This window comes from Streptomyces sp. NBC_01788, from assembly GCF_035917575.1.
GTDB lineage: Bacteria > Actinomycetota > Actinomycetes > Streptomycetales > Streptomycetaceae > Streptomyces.
Genome location: NZ_CP109090.1, coordinates 6114209 through 6135525, shown reverse-complemented (window position 1 = coordinate 6135525; position 21317 = coordinate 6114209). Strand labels below are relative to the sequence as shown.

Annotated in this window: 23 protein-coding genes and 3 pseudogenes; 12 read left to right on the top strand and 14 right to left on the bottom strand. The window is 68.6% G+C overall.

The genetic code is table 11. The features are described 5' to 3' along the window. Positions 1-19: 19 nt before the first annotated feature. A complete protein-coding gene (locus OIE49_RS27695) occupies positions 20-1051 on the bottom strand; it encodes a DUF7405 family protein (RefSeq protein WP_326804632.1) in 1032 nt (343 codons plus the stop codon). Beyond that, entirely contained in the window at positions 1051-1455 is a 405-nt protein-coding gene (locus OIE49_RS27690; RefSeq protein ID WP_326804631.1) for a hypothetical protein, read from the bottom strand. The genes OIE49_RS27695 and OIE49_RS27690 overlap by 1 nt, the downstream gene beginning before the upstream one ends. Positions 1456-2082: 627 nt before the next feature. Between OIE49_RS27690 and OIE49_RS37200 the strand changes: the two genes are divergently transcribed. Beyond that, positions 2083-2682 (top strand): IS3 family transposase, encoded by a 600-nt coding sequence (locus OIE49_RS37200; RefSeq protein WP_401739894.1) that lies wholly within the window; start codon positions 2083-2085, stop codon positions 2680-2682. 169 nt (positions 2683-2851) lie between these two features. Here the strand turns inward: OIE49_RS37200 and OIE49_RS27685 are convergent, their stop codons facing one another. Further along, on the bottom strand, positions 2852-3526 hold the full coding sequence (locus tag OIE49_RS27685; protein ID WP_326804630.1) for a group II intron maturase-specific domain-containing protein: 675 nt from the start codon (positions 3524-3526) through the stop codon (positions 2852-2854). Positions 3527-3600: 74 nt separating this feature from the next. On the opposite strand from OIE49_RS27685, the pseudogene OIE49_RS27680 reads away from it, so the two are divergent. Together OIE49_RS27680 and OIE49_RS27675 are read left to right on the top strand one after the other, a co-directional pair. After that, positions 3601-4848: pseudogene (locus OIE49_RS27680) on the top strand (IS3 family transposase). 562 nt (positions 4849-5410) lie between these two features. Next, the gene (locus tag OIE49_RS27675; RefSeq protein ID WP_326804629.1) at positions 5411-5899 is read left to right on the top strand and encodes a DUF5994 family protein; all 489 of its coding nucleotides are present in this window, start codon (positions 5411-5413) and stop codon (positions 5897-5899) included. 204 nt (positions 5900-6103) lie between these two features. On the opposite strand, the pseudogene OIE49_RS27670 reads toward OIE49_RS27675, so the two are convergent. Both OIE49_RS27670 and OIE49_RS27665 read right to left on the bottom strand, forming a co-directional pair. Next, positions 6104-6382: pseudogene (locus OIE49_RS27670) on the bottom strand (DDE-type integrase/transposase/recombinase); the annotation flags it as partial. Between the two features lie 67 nt (positions 6383-6449). Beyond that, positions 6450-6773, bottom strand: a pseudogene (locus tag OIE49_RS27665) (integrase core domain-containing protein); the annotation flags it as partial. 866 nt (positions 6774-7639) lie between these two features. On the opposite strand from OIE49_RS27665, the gene OIE49_RS27660 reads away from it, so the two are divergent. The 6 genes from OIE49_RS27660 (at position 7640) to OIE49_RS27635 (ending at position 11868) form a co-directional block, all read left to right on the top strand. Next, positions 7640-8812, top strand: a complete 1173-nt coding sequence (locus tag OIE49_RS27660) for a PP2C family protein-serine/threonine phosphatase (protein ID WP_326806342.1) — start codon at positions 7640-7642, stop codon at positions 8810-8812. A gap of 336 nt (positions 8813-9148) precedes the next feature. Continuing rightward, a complete protein-coding gene (locus OIE49_RS27655; protein ID WP_326804628.1) occupies positions 9149-9382 on the top strand; it encodes a type II toxin-antitoxin system VapB family antitoxin in 234 nt (77 codons plus the stop codon). After that, positions 9379-9795: a PIN domain nuclease gene (locus OIE49_RS27650; protein WP_326804627.1), complete on the top strand. Its 417-nt coding sequence runs from the start codon at positions 9379-9381 to the stop codon at positions 9793-9795. The genes OIE49_RS27655 and OIE49_RS27650 overlap by 4 nt, the downstream gene beginning before the upstream one ends. Positions 9796-10385: 590 nt before the next feature. Continuing rightward, positions 10386-10589, top strand: coding sequence for a hypothetical protein (locus OIE49_RS27645; protein WP_326804626.1), 204 nt, complete (start codon positions 10386-10388; stop codon positions 10587-10589). Positions 10590-10785: 196 nt separating this feature from the next. After that, on the top strand, positions 10786-11250 hold the full coding sequence (locus OIE49_RS27640; RefSeq protein WP_326804625.1) for a hypothetical protein: 465 nt from the start codon (positions 10786-10788) through the stop codon (positions 11248-11250). A gap of 165 nt (positions 11251-11415) precedes the next feature. Further along, on the top strand, positions 11416-11868 hold the full coding sequence (locus OIE49_RS27635; protein ID WP_326804624.1) for a DUF5707 domain-containing protein: 453 nt from the start codon (positions 11416-11418) through the stop codon (positions 11866-11868). Between the two features lie 24 nt (positions 11869-11892). Here OIE49_RS27635 and OIE49_RS27630 read toward each other — a convergent pair whose 3' ends face one another. The 8 genes from OIE49_RS27630 to OIE49_RS27595 form a co-directional block, all read right to left on the bottom strand. After that, entirely contained in the window at positions 11893-12231 is a 339-nt protein-coding gene (locus tag OIE49_RS27630) for an STAS domain-containing protein (protein WP_326804623.1), read from the bottom strand. 176 nt (positions 12232-12407) lie between these two features. Further along, positions 12408-13382 (bottom strand): PDR/VanB family oxidoreductase, encoded by a 975-nt coding sequence (locus tag OIE49_RS27625; protein ID WP_326804622.1) that lies wholly within the window; start codon positions 13380-13382, stop codon positions 12408-12410. Continuing rightward, positions 13382-13918: a hypothetical protein gene (locus OIE49_RS27620; protein ID WP_326804621.1), complete on the bottom strand. Its 537-nt coding sequence runs from the start codon at positions 13916-13918 to the stop codon at positions 13382-13384. Before OIE49_RS27620 ends, OIE49_RS27625 begins: the two co-directional genes overlap by 1 nt. Positions 13919-13987: 69 nt before the next feature. Next, positions 13988-14776: an amino acid ABC transporter ATP-binding protein gene (locus tag OIE49_RS27615; RefSeq protein WP_326804620.1), complete on the bottom strand. Its 789-nt coding sequence runs from the start codon at positions 14774-14776 to the stop codon at positions 13988-13990. Further along, the gene (locus OIE49_RS27610) at positions 14773-15711 is read right to left on the bottom strand and encodes an amino acid ABC transporter permease (RefSeq protein WP_326804619.1); all 939 of its coding nucleotides are present in this window, start codon (positions 15709-15711) and stop codon (positions 14773-14775) included. The genes OIE49_RS27615 and OIE49_RS27610 overlap by 4 nt, the downstream gene beginning before the upstream one ends. Before the next feature lies 1 nt (position 15712). Beyond that, positions 15713-16630, bottom strand: a complete 918-nt coding sequence (locus OIE49_RS27605; RefSeq protein WP_326804618.1) for an ABC transporter substrate-binding protein — start codon at positions 16628-16630, stop codon at positions 15713-15715. 82 nt (positions 16631-16712) lie between these two features. After that, entirely contained in the window at positions 16713-17726 is a 1014-nt protein-coding gene (locus OIE49_RS27600) for a succinylglutamate desuccinylase/aspartoacylase family protein (RefSeq protein WP_326804617.1), read from the bottom strand. A 5-nt stretch (positions 17727-17731) separates the two neighbouring features. Continuing rightward, on the bottom strand, positions 17732-18757 hold the full coding sequence (locus tag OIE49_RS27595; protein WP_326804616.1) for an aromatic ring-hydroxylating dioxygenase subunit alpha: 1026 nt from the start codon (positions 18755-18757) through the stop codon (positions 17732-17734). A gap of 190 nt (positions 18758-18947) precedes the next feature. Here OIE49_RS27595 and OIE49_RS27590 point away from each other — a divergent pair, with 190 nt between their 5' ends. Then, entirely contained in the window at positions 18948-19604 is a 657-nt protein-coding gene (locus OIE49_RS27590; protein ID WP_326804615.1) for a GntR family transcriptional regulator, read from the top strand. A gap of 12 nt (positions 19605-19616) precedes the next feature. Here the strand turns inward: OIE49_RS27590 and OIE49_RS27585 are convergent, their stop codons facing one another. Further along, entirely contained in the window at positions 19617-20084 is a 468-nt protein-coding gene (locus OIE49_RS27585) for an ATP-binding protein (RefSeq protein ID WP_326804614.1), read from the bottom strand. Between the two features lie 159 nt (positions 20085-20243). On the opposite strand from OIE49_RS27585, the gene OIE49_RS27580 reads away from it, so the two are divergent. Beyond that, the gene (locus OIE49_RS27580; protein WP_326804613.1) at positions 20244-21089 is read left to right on the top strand and encodes a helix-turn-helix domain-containing protein; all 846 of its coding nucleotides are present in this window, start codon (positions 20244-20246) and stop codon (positions 21087-21089) included. Continuing rightward, the gene (locus OIE49_RS27575) at positions 21086-21289 is read left to right on the top strand and encodes a DUF397 domain-containing protein (protein WP_326804612.1); all 204 of its coding nucleotides are present in this window, start codon (positions 21086-21088) and stop codon (positions 21287-21289) included. The genes OIE49_RS27580 and OIE49_RS27575 overlap by 4 nt, the downstream gene beginning before the upstream one ends. The last annotated feature ends 28 nt before the right edge of the window (positions 21290-21317 follow it).

Sequence of the window (21317 nt, the reverse complement as noted above, 5' to 3'; positions counted from 1 at the left end):
GCGCTGCGCGCGGCTCGTGTCAGACAAGGAACTCGGCGAGCGGGAAGGAGCGATGGCGACGTGGTGGAACCAGATAGTTCTGCCGGTGGGTCGTGTGCAGGATCGAGTTGATGCCGGCGTGGGGGCTGCGCGGTGCGATAGGGAGCGTCATATCTGGATAGTGGCCGTCCATCGAGAGCCGAACGAGATTGAAGAATGCAATCGTCGGCTGGAACGAAATGAAGTGCAACCCGGCCGCTGGCTTCTTGCTGTAGTGGTCTCCCGTCGGATCGGATGTGTAGTGGAATGGATTGTCCAGCGTGTCGAAATCGCCGCGCACGGGGATGGTCGTCCCCGTGGGGTAGGCCTTCCCGTAATTGCTGGTCGTTGGTGACGTGGTGCTGTCCACCTTCGACATGCTCCCAGTGTGGCCGTAGGCGTGGTACCGCTGGACCCCTTGCGCCACTTCGGCCTCACTTTGACCTGGCGGTTGGAGGGCAAGCGTACCCGGCGCGGGCGAGAGGCCGGGCTGGAGCATCGCCTGGACGCGATCCGCGTACTGAGGGAAGTTTTGTTCATACCAGGTCACCAGATCTTGAAACAGATGCGAGAGATGCATGGTGGTCCCCTGTTTGAAGTAACCGTTGGGCCACTGATTGGTGAGGCCAGGTAGAGTCTCCAGATTGGCGATGTTGCCGGGTCCCATATTCGAGTCCAGGGTGGTGGCGAAGCCGAGGAAGCCTTGCGCCTGTCGAGGGATCGACTGTGCACCGGGGATATTAGCTGCCAGCGCCAGCTTGCTCGGCAGGCCCTGTTGCCCGTAGAAACCGCCCCCGGAGAAGCCCTGGCGGATACTCGTCACCTTGAACAGGCTGCCCGCCTGGTTGCTTCCAGGCCCGAAGAGGGCGTTTTGGGCTGCCTTGATATTGGCGAGCGAGTCACTGCGGAGTAGCACGGCCACGTCATTCTGTTCCAAGCGGACCGGCCCGAAGCCGGGCGGGGGCTCGTCGCTGGGAAACGTCCTGGCCTCCTGCAGCGCATATACGGTATGGCCCTCCGTCTTGGAGGTCATCAAATCGACCGGCAGATACGCTGGGTAAGGTGTTCCCGCCTTGAAGAAACCTGACGTCTTGCCCAGAGTTGGGATGTAGTGCTGGAAGTAGGAAGTCCCCAGGCTACCGTGGTGGCCACTCCTGTTGGAGTGGGCGAAAATTGGCGTTCCAGACCCAGGAGGGCGGACTCGAGGTGGTGCTGCGCCTCCTGCAACGCCTTAGCTTTCGCCGGCACATTCAGCCTTGCGGTAATGACATGATCGTGCAGGGCTGGCACCCGGACCGCAATCGCGCCATTCCTACTCTTCACGCCCGAGCCATTGACCATCACCATCTGCTCGTTCTGCAGGATATATTGTTCCTGGATGGGCGGACTGTCGGCGACAGCGGCCCGGTCCGGTGGTTTTGCAATGCTGTCGATCACCTCATAGATGCCAGCGGATGCTAGAGCGGTACCGAGGGTGCCCGCCGTCCCAAGAAGAAGGCGTCGCCTATTCAAGTTCCCGCGTGATCGTTCCGCACGCGCATTTTCGTTGCTATCTGTCATGAAACGTATTCCGCCACTGTGGAGTAGATGCCCGCCACCGCCCTGCATCGAAGGTCTGACCTGCTCGAATGACCGGGACTGACCTTCCTGCCACTAATGGGCATCGGAGGGGTCGGGGGTTGAAATAGAAGGTGAGGACTAGGTGAGTGCGCCGCCGCTGAGGGCCGTCGCCCGATTCGCCGTGCTACCACGTCTCTCCCATAAGGGTCTGCTCGCGATGCGCGGTTCCCAGCGCCGACACAACCTTGCGTACATGCCGCTGGATAGCCGATGACAGTGGGTGTGCTGACTAGTTGCCATCGTCATCACCTTCGCTGTCACGATATAACCACACGCGGCCTGGGCCATTGAAGCCGACACGCGGCCTGGGTCATTGGAGCCGACACCAATCTGGCGCGGCTTAGAACCTATAGGCTCACCCAAGACTCGCTGACAGACAGTGCTGCGACGATTCCTTGAACCCGGGCAGTACACGCCCATCAAGCTCACCGCACGCCGGGTCAGCTGGTCAAGACCGAGTGCGTCCGCGGCTTCGTCTTCGCCACCCGGGCCGAAGTGAACCTCGCGCCCCTTGAATACATCGACGGCTTCTACAATTCCCGCCGCATCCAGAAACGGATCGACTACCTCAGCCCCATCGAATTCGAGGAAAATCACTACGCCGACGAGGCAACGACCGAACCAGTTCCTTCCCGACGTGCTGATGTTTGCGCTGGTCACGAACGCATGCGGGCCACGCGTCGCACTAATCCCAGGCATCAACCGCTGCGCGGATGTGCCGCCACCTCACGAACCGTTCGTGGCGCCAGCGCATACCGCGGGCCTCGGTCTGAGCGGGAGCTCGAAGGCTCGGGCGTATCAAGAGGTCACCGCGGAGCGGGCTCGCACCACCAACACCAACGAGTGCGCGAGGTGGGTGTTGACGCTCGCAGGTGCTGGATTTCACCGGTCTGGCGAGAGGCATCGAGGCCCGTTCTTCAGAACGGCATACATCCAGCACCCGAATCGAACATCCGAGAAACTGCGGGATTCCCTCGGGATTCCCTTGGAAAGGGATTGGTTCTTCAGGTGGGCGATGCCGTGCTCGACCCGGATACGGCGTGAGGAATGCGCCTTGCGCTGCCGTTCGTACATCTCCTCGTACCAGTCGGCGGCGTTCTTCTTGAACTTGGGGCGCGGTGGTGTCACCACCCGGCCGCCGGTCAAATAGTCGGGCCGCCCGGGGGAATCTCACCCCCCGGGCTCCCACGGAACCGTACGTGACAGTCTCCCGTCATACGGCTCTTGTCGTTCTGGGCCTCGATCCCGCCGGGGCCGCCCAGGTCCAGTGAGCGAAGTACTTCGGGCGCAACGCGTGGCCTTGGGCCAGCCGCCGCAGGGCCTGTTTCATCCCGACCTGGTACTTCTTCTGGATCCATCGCAGCAAGTAGGTATTGATGCGATCAAGCAGCGGATACAGCACTGAGCGGTAGAAGCGCCCGTAGTAGTTCATCCATCCCCGAATCACCGGATTGAGCATCCGGGCCAGATCGGATGACTCCTGCGTCGTGCCCCGGTGCAGCCTCCAAGACCGCACCATCTTTCTCAGCCTCTTCAGGGCATGGGTACTGATCGCGGGCAGGAACGCGGTGAACATCACCCCGTGCTTGTCCTTGGCGCCTCGCGGCCGGAACGTGAACCCCAGGAACGTAAAATCGGTGACCGGAAAACGGCCACGACGGTTGTCGTCCCTGCAGTACACGATCCTGGTCTTGTCCGGATGCAGTTCCAGACCGACCTCGGCCATCCTGGACCGCAGCGCGGCCAGGACCCGTTCCGCTTCCGCCAGGGTGCGGCAGTGCACCACCGCATCGTCGGCGTAACGCTCGAACGGGCAGCCCGGATACTCCCGGACCATCCACGCATCGAACGCATAGTGCAAGAACAGGTTCGCCAAGACAGGCGACACCGTTGAACTGAGGCGACCCCTGTGGTGTGGACACTCTGACAATGGATCTTGCAGATCCGAGGGAAGGTGTCCTGGTGGGACGTAGGTCTCCGTATCCGGTGGAGTTCAGGAACGATGCCGTCGCGCTGTACCGCGCGGCGGGCGGGAAGCGCACGTATGCGGCGGTCGCGGCGGATGTCGGGGTGACCGGCGAGACCCTGCGGAGCTGGGTGCGCCAGGCCGACGAACACGCGGGCCGCGATCACGGCCGCGGCGAGCAGAGCGCGGAGAGCCGGGACGAGGAACTGGCCCGGCTGCGCGCGGAGAACGGCCGGCTGCGCAAGGCGGAGAAGGAATGGGAACTCGAGCGGGAGATCCTGCGTCGGGCAGCCGCCTATTTCGCGAAGGAGATGAAGTGAAGGCCCGCCACTGGGACTTCGTCTCCGCCCACGCAGAAGTCTTCGGCGTTCAGCGGATATGCCGGGTCCTGCAGGTCTCGCGCTCGGGCTACTACCGGTGGCTCGCCGGCGCGAAGGCCCGTCGGGAGCGGCAGGCCGCCGACGACGCCCTGCTCGTGGAGATCCGCGAGATCCATACCGAGCACAAGGGCACCTACGGAGTCCGGCGCATCCATGCCGAGCTGCGCGGCTTCGGGCACACCATCAACCGCAAGCGCGTCGAGCTCCTGATGCGCCGGCACGGTATCGAGGGCCGGCACCTACGGCGCCGCAAGCGCACCACGGTCCCCGACCGGCTTGCACCACCGGCCCCGGATCTCGTCCAACGCAACCTCCCCGCCAGGCAGTTGAACGAGAAGTGGTGCGGCGACATCACATACGTGCAGGTCGGCGGGACGTGGCTGTATCTCGCCTGCGTCATCGACATCTGTTCACGCCGGGTGCTCGGCTGGTCGATGGCCACGCACATGCGCACGGAACTGCTCATCGACGCCCTGGAGATGGCCGTGGCGACCCGCGGCGGCCACGTGGACGGGGTGATCTTCCATGCGGACAGGGGCTCGCAGATCAGGTTCAACCAGTGGATGCAACACCGGCTTATTTGATCGATAGTAGATGGTCGTTGAGGGCTTCGGGATCCGCAGGAGCATGGGCCGGGTCGGCTCGAGCTACGACAACGCCCTCGCCGAGTCGTTCTGGCAGGGACTCAAGAGGGAGACGATGTACCAGAGGCTGTTCTCCACGATGCATCAGGCGAGGCTGGAGATCTTCCAGTGGCTCACCTACTACAACGCCCGCAGGCGCCACAGCGCCCTCAACTACCTCTCGCCAGTCGGATTCGAACAACAACAGCAGAGAGCACGTAAACTCACACTCGCAGCATGAACCCCCGTGTCCACACTCCGGAGGACGCCTCAGGGCGGTGACGCGCTGATCGGTGAGGACACCGAGGAAGTAGCCGTCGTCGTCCACCACCGGCCACACCGACAGGCGTCGGGCCTTCATCGCGAGCGCGGCCACTCCCAGCGCCATGCCGGGGCGCGAAGGGCCCACGCTGGTGAGCGGTGGCACGGACGGGGGCCAGCGGCAGGTAGCCGACGTGCGCGCTGCCGAGGACGTCCTGGACTCGATCAACAGAGCTGTCGTCGGAGATCTGGTACGGGCACGGTTTCAGAGCCTCGCTGACCTTCAGGGTGAAGCGGAGGCTCGCCGAGGGAGCTGGGTGAGGGGCACGGCGTCACAGGCGCCTGTCTCCGGGTCGGCCTGGGGCCGCCCGGACACCGTCGATCACCCAGGGTGAAACCGGAAAGTACACCGGGATACGGGAAGTCCTGGGCAATGCCCAGGCTACGCCCGCCGTCGATCCGGATGGTTCCCGCAGTAGTGTGGGGGGGTACCCAAGGGCTTCCCGCGCACCGGCAGACACGTCGGCGTCACCCTCGGGGAGATGAGCGGTCCCCGCTGGCGGACCGGACGGGCGGCGCCCGAGATGTCCACTCCACTTCCTTCCACGGGACCTTGGGCCGGGCCCGGGGCCCCCCACCTGCCCCGGCTCGCGCTGGACCCGACCCTGTCCCACACCGGACTCTTCGACGGGGCGTGGTGGCCCCGCTCCCGCGACATCCGCGCGGAACTGCCGGACATGCTCACCGCGGTCAACGCACACGTAGGCCGCATCCTCCGGGTGAGTCTGTCCAGCACCGCCTGGGACGACGTCCCGCGCACCGTCACCGCGGACGGCCTGGCCGTGCGGATCGGCTGGTGCGCCACCAGCAAGGACACGATGAGCCTCAGCCAGAGCATGCAGGACCACATCCTCGTCCTGGTCATCCCACCCGACACCGAACCGGGTGTGGCCGCCGCTGCCATGGCGACCGCCTCGACGCCGGGCAACAACACCCCGGCCGCCGAACTGCTCGGCCTGCGCCCGGACTGAACCGGTCAGCCCAGCGCCCTCCTGGTGCTCCCGCGCCGAACGGACCACACATCGGGCCGCCCCGCGTCCGCGGCGCAACAGGCGGTGTTGTCAAGTTGCTGTTGCGGCAGGGGAGTTGAGGGGTGCTGGAGGTGCGTTCGGCCGGGCCGGGGGCATCCTGGTCAGGCGGTCGTGAGGGCTTTGGTGACGGTCTTCCGGATGCGGACGGTCGGTCGTCCCGGTGCGATAGCCACTCGCTGTGATCAGATGGCGTCGGGGCCGGAGGTGGCCGGAGATCCGGCTGAAGGCGGCAGGGAACCTCCGGGCCGCTCCGCTGGAGCGGAAGCCCTTCATGGCGCGCTCGCGCCGCCTCATGGGCTGATGACTGTTCTCGGCCCTGTTGTCCAAGTACTTCGCACCGTGGTGCTCGACCGGCGGCATGACCTCGCGGTGGGCGGCACCGTGGCCGCGGAGCCCGTCCGTGACGAGCACGCGGGGTAGGGTCGTCGAGCGGAGCGAGCTGCCGGCGGCCTTGATGGGGCCGGTGATGGTTGAAGTGGCGGGCGTAGTCGCGGAGGACCTGCTCGGCGTGGCCGCGGTCGAAGAGCAGGAGGCGGTCGGTGCATTCCTCGCGGGCGGAGCGGACGAAGCGCTCCGCGTGCGGGTTGCAGTTGGGGCTCCTGGGAGGGATCTTGGCCACGGTGATCCCCTCGCTTGAGAAGACGGCGTCGAAGGCGGCAGTGAACTTCGTGTCGCGGTCACGGATCAGGTGAGTGAACTCGCCTGCCCGGCCGCCGAGGTGCCACAGCAGCTGGCGGGCCTGCTGCGTGGCCCACGCCGCTGCGGGGTGGGCGGTGACGCCCAGGATGTGCACGGTGCGGGTGCGGACCTCCATCACGAACAGGGCGTACAGCCGCCGCAGGTTGATCGTGTCAACGTGAAAGAAGTCCGTGGCGAGCAGCCCCTCGGCCTGGGCCTTGAGGCAGGCGGTCCACTCGCGCTGGGCAGGCTGCCGGCGGGGCGCGGGTCCGAGCCCGGCTTCGCGCAGGAGAGGTCGCACGGCGGCCGGACTGATCCTGTGTCCGAGTCGGCGCAGTTCGCCGTGGACGCGGCGAAAGCCCCAGCACGGGTTCTCGATGCCGAGCCGGATGGTCAGGTCGCGCAGTTCGCCGGCCAGGGGCCGGTGCCCCGGCGGGGGCGGCTGGGTCCACTTCTTGCTGATCAGGTGCTGGTGCCAGGCCAGCCGGGTGCGCGGGGAGACGATCCGGTGGCCGCGAAGCATCTGGGGACAGCACTCGCGCGAAGGCAGCGAGCAGCGCCCGATCCGGCCAGGTGGGCTTCGGGGCGGCCACCTGGCAGCGCAGCACCGCGACCTCGTGCCGCAGGAGCAGGATCTCCGCGTTCTTCGCCGCTGAGGATCGGCACAGCAGCACGAGCCACGCGAGGACGCGCGTGGCGAGCAGGTAGATCATCCGTACGAACACGAGACCCGATCGTGCCGGATCGCTCAGCGCGGGCATCACCCGAGATCAGCCTCGGTGAAGCAGTTCTGGAGCGCTACGGTGTCGGCGGACGCCGGGGCTGATTCATCTCCGCGAACGCATAGCTTGACCACCGTCACTTACCGTGACCACGCACAGATTGACGCCCGCCGTGGCGGTTCTCAAGCTGTAGAAGGGGCTGGTGGAAGGGGCCGTGGTCGTGAGCGGTAGGCAGAGTGGACTTCCCCGGCTGCTGACCGCAGCGGAGAGGGCGGCGCCGGTGGACGCCGTCGATGTGGTCGCAGAGGACCTGCGGCGGCGTTTCGAGGCCACGAAGATCTCCTTCCTCATCGTGGACCTGACGGGGAAAGCGGTGGCGCGGCTGTCTACCGCCGTCGGCGTGGAGGGCGGGCGGGAAGCGGAGCGGATCCCCATGTTCGGCGGCGTCTACGAGCAGGTGATCCGTACCCAGCGGCTGTATCAGGAGGCGACCAGCCAGGGACAGCGGGTGATCGTGCCGGTCACCAACCGGGGGGACGCAATCGGACTGCTGGAGCTGCTCCTGCCCGCCGACCCCGGCGACGACGTCCTTGATGCGGTCGGGGAAGCCGCCCACATCCTGGCCTACGTCGTGATCGCCAACGGGCGCTTCACCGACCTCTACACCTGGGGCAAACGCTCAAGGCCCCCCACGCTGGCAGCTGAAATCCAGTACCAGCTGCTGCCCCCGGCACTGTCGTGCGAGGCCGCACAGTTCACCCTGTGCGGGAACCTGGAGCCCTCCGAAGACCTCAGCGGCGACACCTTCGACTACACCCTGGACCGCGACACCCTGCACGTGTCGGTGACCGACCCCATGGGCCACGACATCGACGCCGCCCTGGCCGCCACGGTGCTGGTGGGCGCCCTGCGCGGCGCCCGTCGCGCCGGAGCCGGCCTGGCCGAGCAGGCCCACGAGGCCGACCAGGCCCTGGCCGCCCACGGCCACGGTCACGCCACCGGGCAACTGCTGCGCATCAACCTCCACACCGGGCAGGCCCGGCTCGTCAACGCCGGCCACCCCTGGCCCCTGCGCATGCGCGAGGGGGCCGCGGAGGCGATCACCTGCGAGGTGGACCATCCCTTCGGGCTGTCCGTGTCCGTGCCACACCCCTACCGTGTTCAGGACATCGACCTGCGCCCCGGTGACCGTCTGCTCATGCTGACCGACGGCATGCTCGAACGTCATGGGGAGAAGGTCGACCTGCTCGCCCTGCTGGAGCGCACCCGGGACCTGCACCCGCGGGAGACGGCGCTGACGCTGACGTCCGCAGTCCTGGACGCCGCCGGCGGCCGGCTGGAGGACGATGCCACCGTGATGTGCCTGGACTGGTACGGCCCTCAGCAGACCCGGCGGCACGTCAGCTCCGGCGCGGACACTCAGCAAGCCTCAGCCGGCCGCGCAAAGCAGTAGCCGTGACCAGGGCGCTCTCCTGGACGGCGCCAGACGGCCGGTGAGTGGCTCTCGCGCCTCGCCTTTTCTGCAAGCCTGAGTCCTCACATTGCCCAGCTGCTGCGGGCGGCTCCGGAGACCTGCCCGAATGAGACATCACGAGGTGTCCGGAGAACCGTCCCACTTGGGCTGTGCTGCCCAGCCCTGCGTGTGCCGAAAACTCATCCGCGCAGTTCACACCGCGTGTGTCCTTGCAGAGCTGCCGTCGAGCCGCTCGCGGATGACCTCTCGACCGCTGTCATTCCTTGCGCCACAATGATATCGTTGCAGTATCGCCTAGGTAGTGGAGATTACATCATGTCTCGCACCGTTATCGACCTCGATGACGCCGTTGTCGAGGAGGTCCGCGCCGCCCTGGGGGTCAACACAAAGGCGGCCGCCGTGCGTGCCGCGCTGCAGGAGGTCGTCAACCGGATCCGGCGGCAGGAGTTCTTCGACGCGATGGACCGCGGCGAGTTCGACTTCAGCGAGATCATCGAGACCACCGGTCCGAAGAACCAGGACGGCACCCTCAAGCGGAACGTCGCGTGACCACCCGCTATCTGATCGACAAGTCCGCCCTGGCGCGCCGTACCAAGTCGGCCGTCCGCGAGGTCGTCGACCCGCTGCACCTGCGGGGACTGCTGGCCATCACCGGGGCTGTCAAGATCGAGATGATGCACAGCGCTCGCGACAAGGCCGAGGCTGCACGCCTGGCCGGGTTCCTGGACGCCTTCGACTACCTGCCCTGCCCCGACGAGGTCTGGGGCCGGGCCGTGGAGGTCCAGCAACTCGCCCTGCAGGCGGGGTTCCACCGCGCCCTGTCGATGGCCGACCTGCTGATCTCGGCGACCGCGGAGCGCCACGGTGCTGTGGTGCTCCACTACGACGGGGACTTCGAGATGATCGCCTCTCTCACCGGGCAGCCGCACCGCTGGGTGGTCACCCCGGGCACCGCCGACTGACAGGCGGGTCCATGGCACACCCGGCTCAGGCTGCGTGCTGGTACTCGTGCAGGATGCCGCCGAGTCGGTCGCGGCGGCGTATGTCCAGGCGGGCGCGTACGAAAGCGCACGGTCCGGGGTCGGCCCGGTCTACCTGACCGGGCCTTCATCTTCTCCTGGCGGTGCGTCAGGCATGTCCAGGATGGGCTCTCGGGTGTAGCGAGGGCTCCCTGGGGATGGGGCCGCCCCAGGGGCCATGAGTTCGGTGAGGAGCATGCTCAGGTCATCCGTGGAGAGCGCCAGGCCCAGGATCTGCACGATGCGCAGAGCGCAGTCCCGGATGGACTGAGCATCCTTCTCGGGCGCCGTCGTGCTCCTGATCTCGTCACACACTCGGCTGAACTGCTCAGCGCTGATCGTCGGCTGATTTATCGGTTGCGCCATGGTGCGCTCCTCCTGGAAGAACGGGCGGTTCCACCCGCTCTTCCAGAAAGCGCTGAGCACACCCCAACGGCAACCGGAGCGAGCCAGGGCGCAGGCGCTTGACCAGAGCCGCTCAGACTTCGTCAGCACGCGCTCAAACTGCTGTCACAGGGCACCGGGGAGCGGGCATGGCGATCGACGACGTGCTGCGCCGCTCGCTGTGGACCCGGTCGGCCGGACCCCAGTGGCCAGGCGAGGTCGCCGGTCCGGTCCGCTACGAGCCCGCGGACCGGTTCTGGCCGGCCGCGCTGTCGTCGCTGATATCGCGCCGGCGCGGAGCTGTCTCTTCCCGGTCGCGCCGGGGACACTGCTGGCCTGGCACCGCGGGCTGATCGCCAAGAAGTAGGACACGCCGACCGACGCCGCACCGGCCGCCCTCCCACGGCCGCCGCGCTCAAGATCCTCACCGCGCGCACTCGTGGCTCCGGGCAGAACGCGGACCGGGTCATCGGACAGCAGAGCCTGTTGCTCGCCTCGGTGGCAGGGGCCGGCGCCGGACTCGTCCTCGCGCTGGGCGGAAGAGTGATCATGGGTTTCTTCAGCGATGCCTCGGCAGTCGTCGACTCAGGTGAAGTCCTCTTGTGGTATCTCCTGCCGTACCTCGTCCTGCTCGCCGGAGTGGTGGGGCCGGGCGGCGTCTTCATGGGCGGCAGCAGGACACGATCCCTGTTCTGGGTCACCGTGCTCGGCGCGTGCGTCCAACTGCCGTTCGCCTACGCGCTGAGTTCCGTGCCGGCTCTCGACGTCCACGGCGTGTGGCTGTCCATGATCATCGGCAGGGCGGCCCAGTACGTCATGACGGTGCTGCTCTTCCGGCGCCTGGTGGCCTCGGCCGGGCCCGCTCGCGAGAGCAAGCACAGTCGCGACCGCGATCAATATCGCCGCAGGCGAGAAGACGATCAGTGCGACCCATGTCCGGCAGTTGCGCACAGGCCGGAAGACGAACCCCACGATGCGTCACCTGGAGGCTCTGAAGCAGTCGGACACACGTGATGATCGGCTGACGTCGAACACCTGCCCCGGGCTGAGCCCTTTACCCAGCTCGGCTTGAGTATGCGCGCTCATGTCCGGCGGATCCCCTCGCGGCGAGTATCGGTGCAGCGCCGCAGCCGAGTGGCGCAGGCCCGATCCAGGGTTGAGACAAGTATGGAGATTCCCATGTCCCGACGTGTTGCTCTGTCCGTGGTCGCCGGTGTCGTTCTCCTCGGTGGCGCCGGTGCCTTCGCTCTCGCCCAGGCCGGGGAGCAGACCCCGGCGCCGGCGCACAGCACCGCCCGCTACTCCGCTCCCGAGGGGGACCGCGACGGCTCGCTGGTCTTCGTCACCGACGTCACGGCGTCCTCCGGTGTCAAGAGCGTGAAGGTGCTGGCCTGGCCGCAGCACTCGTCGTTCGCCGAGAAGGGGCTGACCGCCAAGGACATGGCCGCCGCGGAGACGGCCGTCTGCAAGCCCGCCGGCCAGGACACCGTGCGCTGCACCTACACCGCCAAGGTCACCGGCGCCGACGCCAAGTCGTCGCCTCACGGCACCTGGCACGTCGCCGTCCTGGCCACCGCGAAGGACGGCACCACGACCCTGGACACCAAGGCGGCCGACTTCACCGTGCGTTGACCGTAGGACCGCTCGTGCGCCCTGTCACGCCAGCGCGGCCTGTGCGGAGCCGTAGATCGGGAAGATCTGGTCGAGGCTCGTGATGGTGAAGATCTGGCGGATGTCGGGGTCGACGATGACCAGTCTCAGGGCGCCGGCGCGGGCACGGATGCGTTTGTGGATGCCGACGAGGAGGCCGAGGCCGGTCGAGTCCATGAAGGTCGTGTCCGTCAGGTCGACGATGAGTCGGTGGCGGCCCGCCTGGATCCTCTTGCCCAGGTCCTCCCGGATGCGGGGCACGGTGTGCACGTCGACCTCCCCGCGGATCTCGATGACGGTCCAGTCGTTCTCGTCGTGGTGACGGATGCGGAATTCGGGGTGCATGCCTCGCTCAACGGCACAACCTTGGGTAGAGGTTGCGGGCAGTGCCTGGCGCACGCGCGTTCTGCATATGCGCGAACGATTGGCCATGGCTTCGCCTCGGGTCCCGTTGTCCGGGTACACGTGCACACGCGTACGGCCGGACCGCGCCAGGGCCGTGCCCGGGCGCGGTCCGGCGGTCAGAGGTCCAGCACCAGCCGGGGGCAGCGGGCGCGGCCGACGCAGATCATCATGGTGTCGTTGGCGGCGCGCTCCTCCTCGGACAGGAGGCTGTCCCGGTGGTCGGGCACCCCCTCGACGACCTTGGTCTCGCAGGTGCCGCAGATGCCCTCCCGGCAGGAGTTCGCGGCGTCGATCCCCTGGTCCTCCAGCGCCTGGAGGATCGTTGTGCCGGCGGGCACGGTGACGCTGCGGCCGGAGCGCTGGAGCACCACCTCGAACTCCCCGTCGGCGTCCGTGTCGGCGGCCTCCCGGGGTGCCGCGGCGAACCGCTCGGTGTGCAGGGTGCCCGAGGGCCACGGGGCGCAGAGCCGCTCGACGGCGGTGAGCAGGGGCTCGGGGCCGCAGCAGTAGACCTTCGTCCCCTCCCGCGGTGTGCCGAGGAAGGGCTCCAGGTCGAGGAGGCCGTACTCGTCCTGCGGGCGCACCAGCACCCGGTCGCCGTGGCGGGCGAGCGTCGGCAGGAACGCCATGCTCGCTCGCGTCCGTCCGCCGTACAGCAGCGTCCAGCGGGCGCCGTCGGCGGCGGCTTGGTCCAGCATCGGCAGCAGCGGGGTGATGCCGATGCCTCCGGCGACGAAGAGGTACTCGGGGGCGTCGACCAGCCGGAACCGGTTGCGCGGCCCCGTCACCTCGACCTCCTGGCCCGGGCGCAGGGCCTCGTGCACGGCCAGGGAGCCGCCGCGGGACGCCGGTTCCCTGAGCACGGAGACCTGCCAGAGGGACCGGTCCGCGGGCGATCCGTTGAGCGAGTACTGCCGGGTGAGGGCCCCGGGCAGATGCAGGTCGACGTGCGCCCCCGGCTCCCAGGGCGGCAACTCGCCGCCGTCGGACCGCCGCAGGTGCACGGATACCACGCCTTCGGCCTCCCACACCAGGGCGGACACACGCAGGCGCAGCCGCTGCTCGCCGTCCGCGACGGGTGCCGCCGCCATCAGGGCACCCAGCTCAGGGTGCGGCCCCTGGCGGAGCCGAGGCGGACCACGGCGACCCGGGCGTCCGGACCGTCGCAGGAGACCGGGTCGTCACCGGAGACCGGACCGTCGCAGCAGGCTGGGCCGTCCGGGTGCCGGACGTCCACGTGCAGGGGGTCGTCCCCCGCCAGCACCATCGCGTCGGCGTCCGCCAGCAGGTGCCGTCCCTCCACCAGCAGCCGTCCCCCGGTGGAGACCAGGACCAGCACGTCGTCCTCGGCACGGTCCACGGTCGTGCCGGCGCCGGGGTCGAGGACCTCCACGCGGGCGGTGACCGCGGCGGGGTCGGCCGCCACCTCCAACACCGCTCCGTCGGGCAGGGTTTCGGTGACCCGCCGTGCGCCGGGCAGTGGGGCGGTGGTGGGGCCGTGCCCTTGGGCGAGCAGCCGTACCTGCCACTGCCAGGTCTCACGGCGGGGCGTGTCCGGTGCGGCCGCGACCTCCCGGCAGCCGCCGTCCACCTGCCGGTGGGCGTTGGCGCGGAGCAGGAGTCTCATCGGTCGTCCTCCTTCGTCGTCACTCGGGGAACTCGAGGGGGTTTCCTCAAGGGTGGGTGCCAGGGGCGCTCACCGCACGGCGGCCAGGAAGGCCTTGGTCCGCTCGTGCCGGGGCTCGGTGATGACCTGCCGGGCGGGTCCGGTCTCGACGACCTGGCCGCCGTCGAAGAAGACCACCCGGTCGGCGACCTCGCGGGCGAAGCCCATCTCGTGGGTGACCACGATCATGGTCATGCCGGACGCGGCCAGGTCCCGCATCACCCTGAGCACGTCGCCGACGAGTTCGGGGTCCAGGGCCGAGGTCGGCTCGTCGAACAGCATCAGCTTGGGCCGCATGCACAGGGCCCTGGCGATGGCCACGCGCTGCTGCTGCCCGCCGGACAGGTGGCGGGGGTAAGCCCGGGCCTTGTCCTTGAGACCCACCTGGTCGAGCAGGCCCAGGGCCCGCTCGGTGACGGCCTCCTTGGACTCCTTCAGCGCCCGCCGCGGCGCCTCGACGAGGTTCTCCAGCACCGTCATGTGCGGGAAGAGGTTGAAGTGCTGGAACACCATGCCGATCCGGGTGCGCCGACGACAGATCTCCTTGTCGCCGAGCTCGTGCAGCTTGTCTCCGCGCTGCTCGTAGCCCATCACCTCGCCGTCCACCCACATCCGTCCGCCGTCGACGGTCTCCAGATGGTTGATGCAGCGCAGGAAGGTGCTCTTGCCCGAGCCGGAGGGGCCGATGAGGCAGACCACCTCGCCCCGCCGGACCTCCAGGTCGACGCCCTTGAGGACCTCGAGACGCCCGAAGTGTTTGCGGACCTTCTCGGCCCGGACCATCGGGACGAGGTCCGCGGCGGCACCGTCGACGGTCATGACTGCCTCCCGGTGGCGATCGGGGCGTGGGTGCGCAGCAGCTGCCGCAGCCGCTGGAGCGGGGTCGGGGGCAGCGTGCGGTTGCCGCGCGCGAAGCGGCGCTCGATGTAGAACTGACCGATCGTGAGGACGCTGGTGACGACCATGTACCAGATGCTGGCGACGATGAGCAGCGGGATGGTCTGGAAGTTGCGCGAGTACAGGATCTGCGCGGAGTAGAGCAGGTCGGGCACGGCCAGGACGCTCACCAGGGCCGTGGTCTTGAGCATGCCGATCGTCTCGTTGCCGGTCGGCGGGATGATCACCCGCATGGCCTGCGGGAGGATCACCCGGCGCATGGTCTGCGTCCTGGTCAGGCCCAGCGCCCCGGCGGCCTCGGCCTGGCCCTGCTCCACGGACAGGATGCCGGCCCGGACGATCTCCGACATGTAGGCCGCCTCGTTCAGTCCCAGCCCGAGGATGGCCGCGACCAGCGGGGTGATCAGCCGGTTGGCGTCGAGGGACAGGCCCGGGATGCCGAAGGACAGCGTGGGGTAGAGCGCCGCCAGGTTGTACCAGAACAGCAGTTGCACGAGCACCGGCGTACCGCGGAAGAACGACACGTACAGGAACGCCGCCGACCGTACGACCGGGTTGACCGACAGGCGCATCACCGCGAGGACGACGCCCAGGGCGACGCCGAGGACCATGCAGATCGCGGTGAGTTCCAGGGTGACGGCGAGGCCGCGGGCGATGGAAATGTCCCGCAGGTAGGTGTTGACGACGTCCCAGCCGAAGCGGGGGTTGGTGAACACCGACCGCAGTGTCGCGACGCTGATCAGCAGCAGCACGGCTGCCGTGAGCCAGCGGACCGGGTGCCGTTTGGGAACGACGGTCAGGTCGGAGTCGGACACCTTGTCGACGTCCAGTGCTGAAGGGGCCGGCAGGGTGGCCATGTCAGCTCCCGGACTTCAGGAGCAGGCCGGCCGGGATGTCCCACTTCTTCATGAGCGACTCCATGGTGCCGTCGTTCAGGACGGTCTTCATGGCCGCGTCCAGGGCCGGCTTGAGCGGGGAGCCCTTGAGCAGGGCGATGCCGGTGGGGGTCGGCTCGTAGTCGGTGCCGGGTGCGAGCTCGAACTGGCCGTTGGACGCCTTGGCCTGCAGTGCGAGCGAGACCGAGTCGGCCATGACCGCGTCGGCCCGGCCGCTGACGACCGCCAGGTTGGCGCCGTCCTGCGAGGGGAACAGGTCGATCTTGACGGGAGCCTTGCCGGCGCCGGTGCACTTCTTGGAGATCGCCGGGAGCTGTTCGAGGCCCTGGAGGCTGCCCTTCTGGGCGGAGACGGTGCGTCCGCACAGCACTGCCGGATCCATCTTGAGTCCCAGCGGGTTACCGGGCTTGACCGCGATACCGGATCCGCCGTTGAGGTAGGGCACGAAGTCCACGGTCTTGGACCGTTCGGGGGTGATGGAGAAGGCGGAGGCACCGACGTCGAACTTACGGGCGGCCAGGCCGGGCAGGATGCCGTCGAATCCGGCGTTGACGTGGTCGGCCTTCAGGCCCAGCGTGGCGCCGAGGGCGTCGGTCAGGTCGATGTCGAAGCCGATCATCGTCTTGTTGTCGGTGTCGAAGTACTCGAACGGCCGGTAGGACGCGTCGCTCGCCACCGCGAGCACACCCTTGGCCTTGACGTCGGCAGGGAGGAGGGCCGCGGCCGCGGCGTCCACCTCTGCCGCGGCGGCGGGCCCGTCGGACGCCGGGCCGGACGGTCCCTGGGCGGCGGAATCGCTTTCGGCGGATGCGTTGGTGCAGCCCGCGACGGCCAGCGCGAGGACCGCGGCGAGAACGGGGAGTCGTATCGGATGGCGCACGGGGATCGTCCTTCTTGAGGGAGGGCAGGACAGGGGTGGGTGGTGCGTCAGCGGGAAGGGTCGGAGCGGCGGCCGCGGATGGTCAGCCGGCGGCCGGAACGGCGGTTTCGGGGCGGTCGGCGGCCAGGTGGTAGAGGGCGTCGCCGAGGTCCACCAGCGGTGGCCGCCGGACGACGGCGACGATGCCCGCGCGGTGTGCGAGGACGGGGACGGAGGGCCGGGCGAGTTCCTCGACGGGGTGGATCCGGCCGATCGGATCGCCCTCCTCGACCTGTTGGCCGAGGCGGGCGATGGGCTCGAAGAGTCCCCGTGCGGGGGTGTACACGGCGCCGTCGGCGAGCAGGTCGATCCAGCGGGTCGGCGGGGCGGGCGGGGTGTCCGGCTCCGCCGGGAGGATTCCGGCTCCGGCCAGCACCCTGCGCAGTCCGTGGACCGCGGCGGACACGAAGGCGGGATTGACCTCACCGCCGCCGCCGAGCTCGGTGGAGATCATCGGGACCCCGGCGTCGTCGGCGGCGGTGGAGAACGAACCGGGTTCGAACCGCGCGGGCACGACCATCGTCCAGGGCAGCCCCATCTGCTCCGTCAGCCGCCGCTTCGCCTCCCACGCCTCGGGGGTCGGGCCGTCGTAGACGAAAGCCGATGGGAGGTAGTGGCTGGTCGATCCGCCGGAGTGCAGGTCCATCACCAGGTCGGCGTGCGGCAGCAGCTCGCCGGCCAGGGCGTGGGCGACCTGGTCGGTGGGGCCGCCCTTCTCGTTCCCGGGGTAGCTGCGGTTGAGGTTCCCGCCGTCGAGCGGGGAGACCCGGGACGCGGTACGGACCGCGGGCAGGTTCAGCGCCGGCAGGACGATGAGCCGGCCGGTCAGCCGCTCGGGATCGGTCTCGCGCAGCAGGCGGTGCAGGACCACCTGCCCCTCGTACTCGTCGCCATGGGTACCGGCGACGAGCAGGGCCGTCGGGCCCGGTGCGCCGGAGAGCACCGCGACCGGGACCGGGACGACGCCGTTGTCGTGCCGGTTGTCCGAGTGGGTGAGGTGGATGGCGCCGATCTGGCGTCCCGGCGCGTCGAGGTCGATGCCGTGCAGTCGCGTCACGGCCCTCAGCCCTTCGCGGTCTGATCGGCGGCCTGCTCGGCAGCGAGCAGCCGGCCCAGGATCCGGCGGGCCTTGGCGACGCCGGCGTCCTGCCCGATGAGCACGTCGTGCTCGCCGTCGGGGCGCTCCCGCATCCCGATCTCCTGCTCGCGCAGCGCGTCGGCGTCCTCGCGCAGCACGGTCTCGAGGCCGACCTCAAGTTCCTTGGTGGCCCACTCGGCGTCGACCGCGAAGTTGCGGCTGAAGGCGTAGTAGTACCAGGTGGTCCGCTCGTCGACCGGGGTGATCCCGTTGAGCACCTTGATGAGGTGGCCCTCCTCGCGCGGGCGCCCCTGGGCCGTGATGCCGGAGTGCAGCACGTGGTAGCCCGGGATGTGGAACTCGGTGGCGTGGAACCGGTCGTACAGGCCCTCGGTGCCCATGGTCCGCGCGTACAGCGGCGGCGCCTCGACACCGGGCATGAAGCGGTCCACGGTCACGACGGTGCCGTCCACCTCGACGGTGATGCCGTACTCGGGGATGTAGTCGTCACCGACGGTCGTCTTGTGCAGAAACGTTTCGTGGGTGAGGTCGAGCAGGTTGTCGTGGATGAGGTCGTGGCGGCACTCGAAGAGCATCGTGTGGGTGACCGTCGCCCAGGCGGGGTCGTTCATCCAGTGCGTGTCGGGGACCAGGCTCTCGTCGGCGAGGTCCTCGTCACCGGTCCACACCCAGATCCAGCCGTCCTTCTCCACGACCGGGTAGCGGCGCACGCGGGCCCGGGCGGGGACGGCGGCCTGGGCGGGGACGCGGGTGCACACGCCGTCGGGCCCGTAGGCGAAACCGTGGTACCCGCACTCGACGGAGTCCCCCACGGTGCGGCCGGCGGACAGCGGGTAGGCGCGGTGGGCGCAGCGGTCGGCGAGGGCCACGGCCGCGCCGTCCTGGGTGCGGTACAGCACGAGGGGTTGCTTGCAGACGACCCGGCGTACGGGCTCGCGGGTGACTTCGGTGGACCAGGCAGCGACATACCAGGTGTTCAGAACGAACACGGCCAGACCTCCTCTGGATGCAGTGCGCACACCGTATACAGTGAGTTCAGGGAAGACAACGGTCCGCGCGAGGTGGAATTCTTCGGCGGAACGGAACCGAAATCCCGGTCGGGAACGGCGCTCAGGACGGAGAACAGAGGTGGAGCCTTTGCGGAGCGACCCCAGAGACACCCGGCCGTTGGGGGTCCGGGTGTACGAAGAACTCCGCGACGAGATCGTCTCGGGCGACCTGGAGGCCGACGCCACCCTGGTGCAGGAGCAGGTGGCGGAGCGGCTGGGCGTGTCCCGCACCCCGGTACGGGACGCGCTGAACCGCCTCGCCCACGAGGGGCTGGTCACCTGGCTTCCCGGCAGCGGGTACATCGTCAACGCCCTGCAGCCCAAGGACATCGCCGAGGTCTACCAGGTGCGGCAGTCCCTGGAGACGCTGGCCCTGCGGCTGGCCTGCGGCCGGCACGACCGAGCCCGGCTGGCCCGGCTGTCCGCGGTGATCGAGGAGATGGCGGCCACGGATCCGGCCGACGCGGCGGCGCAGTTCGAACTCAACCGGTCCTTCCACCGCCTGCTGATCGAGCCCTGCGACAACGCGCTGCTCCTGCGGATGATCGACACCCTCTGGGACCACCCGGTCAACCGCCGCATCACCCGCTCCTACGTCCACGAGCCAGGCAGCGTCCCGGTGATGGTGAACGAGCACCGCGCCATCCTGGAGGCCGCCCGCGCGGCGGACGGGGACCGCCTGGCCCGCCTGGCGACCGAGCACATGTACACCGGCTACCGGCAGACCCTGCCTGCGGACAGCGGCCTGGAGCTGGTACCGCGGCCGGAGTCGGAGAGGCCTGACTGAGGACGGGCCGCCTCACGCGGAGGGCAGGTCGAGTTCGGCGCGGACGGTCTTGCCGGGCAGGGCCACGCCCCGGGACACGCGGTCCAGCACCTCCCACCGGTCGGCGAGCGCGTCGACGAGGAACAGGCCCCGGCCGGTCTCGTCGAGCGGCGCCGGGGCCGTGGCCTCTTCACGCGCGGGCGGCCGGCGTTCACCGCGGGTGTCGGACACCTCGACGCGCAGCAGGACGTCCGGGGTATGCGTCAGACGCAGTTCGAAGTCGCGGCCCGGTACGCGGCCGTGGGTCACGGCGTTGGCGGCCAGCTCGCCGACGATCGGGGCGGCGGCGTCGGAGAGGCCGGTGCCGTGCGGGATGCCCCAGGCGTGCAGCTGGACAAGGGCGAGGTGCCGGGCGAGGCGGGCGCCGAACGGGGTAGAGCTGAAGCACTGGGTGAACGTACGTACAGTAACCGGCCGTTGAGGCGCGGATGGTGCGGTCATGGGCCCAATCTGGCGCCACGGAACAGCGTTTCACCAGGCAGACACCGTGTACGCCACGCCAACGTACGCGGTCGCGGAATATCCAGTACATGTGACTATCCGTGAGCGCGTTCGTTGTTCGATGTGTACGGCGGGGCGCGGGTGCACGGGAGGTGGCCGATGGCGGCGGACAGCACGGTGGGGGCGGGGACGGGCGGCGAGCCCGAGTGCTCGGACAGTCTGCGGACGTTCGGGGCGGTCGTCCAGGCGTTGCGGGAGCACGCCGGACTGAGCAGGACGGAGCTGGCCGAGCTGGTCCACTTCTCCAAACACACGGTCGCATCAGTGGAGTTGGGCCGCCGCATGCCGGACCCGCTCTTCGTGGAGCGGGCGGAACAGGCCCTGGGCGACACGGGCGCGCTACGAAAGGCCGCGAGCCATTTGACTCGGCAGCCGGGTCTGGCGGCGTGGTTCCGGCAGTGGGCACGGCTGGAGGCAGTGGCGATCAGCCTCATCACGTACGAGTGCCGTCTGATTCCGGGACTGTTGCAGACGGAGGCGTATGCGCGCACGCTGTTCGTGAACCAACTGCCACCACTGGGCGATGAGCAGATCGAGGCCCAGTGGGTGGCGCGAGCGGAGCGGCAGAGGCTTCTGCGGGAGCGGCCGAACACGGCGTTCAGCTTCATCCTGGAGGAGCACCTGTTCCTGCGGCGCACGGGCGGGGTGGACGTGACACGGGAGCTGATCGGCCATGTGCTGGAGCTGGCGGAACTGCGGAACGTCGAGGTGCAGGTGATGCCTCAAGTGCGGGAGAACCATGCAGGGCTTGATGGCCCGATGCAGTTGCTCGAGACTCCGGAGAACCGGTGGTTCGCGTACAACGAAGGCCAGCGTGGCGGCCTGTTTGTGTCCGATGCCAAGGAGATCAGCGTCCTGCAGATGCGGTATGCCAGGATGCGCTCACAGGCTCTTACCCTCGAAGACTCCGTGAGCCTGTTGCAACGGATGCGAGGAGCCCAATGAGCACCAGTGACCTGGCTTGGTTCAAGAGCAGTTACAGCAGCGGCGGGGACGGTGACTGCGTCGAGGTGGCCGTCTCCTGGCAGAAGCCGGCAGCCGCCGCGGAGGTACACGTCCGGGACTCGAAGGACAGGCGCGGCCCACAGCTCGCCCTCTCCCCCGCCGCGTGGAACGGCTTCGTCTCGTACGCCGCCCACGCCTGACGACTTACGACAACGCGCCCCGCAACGG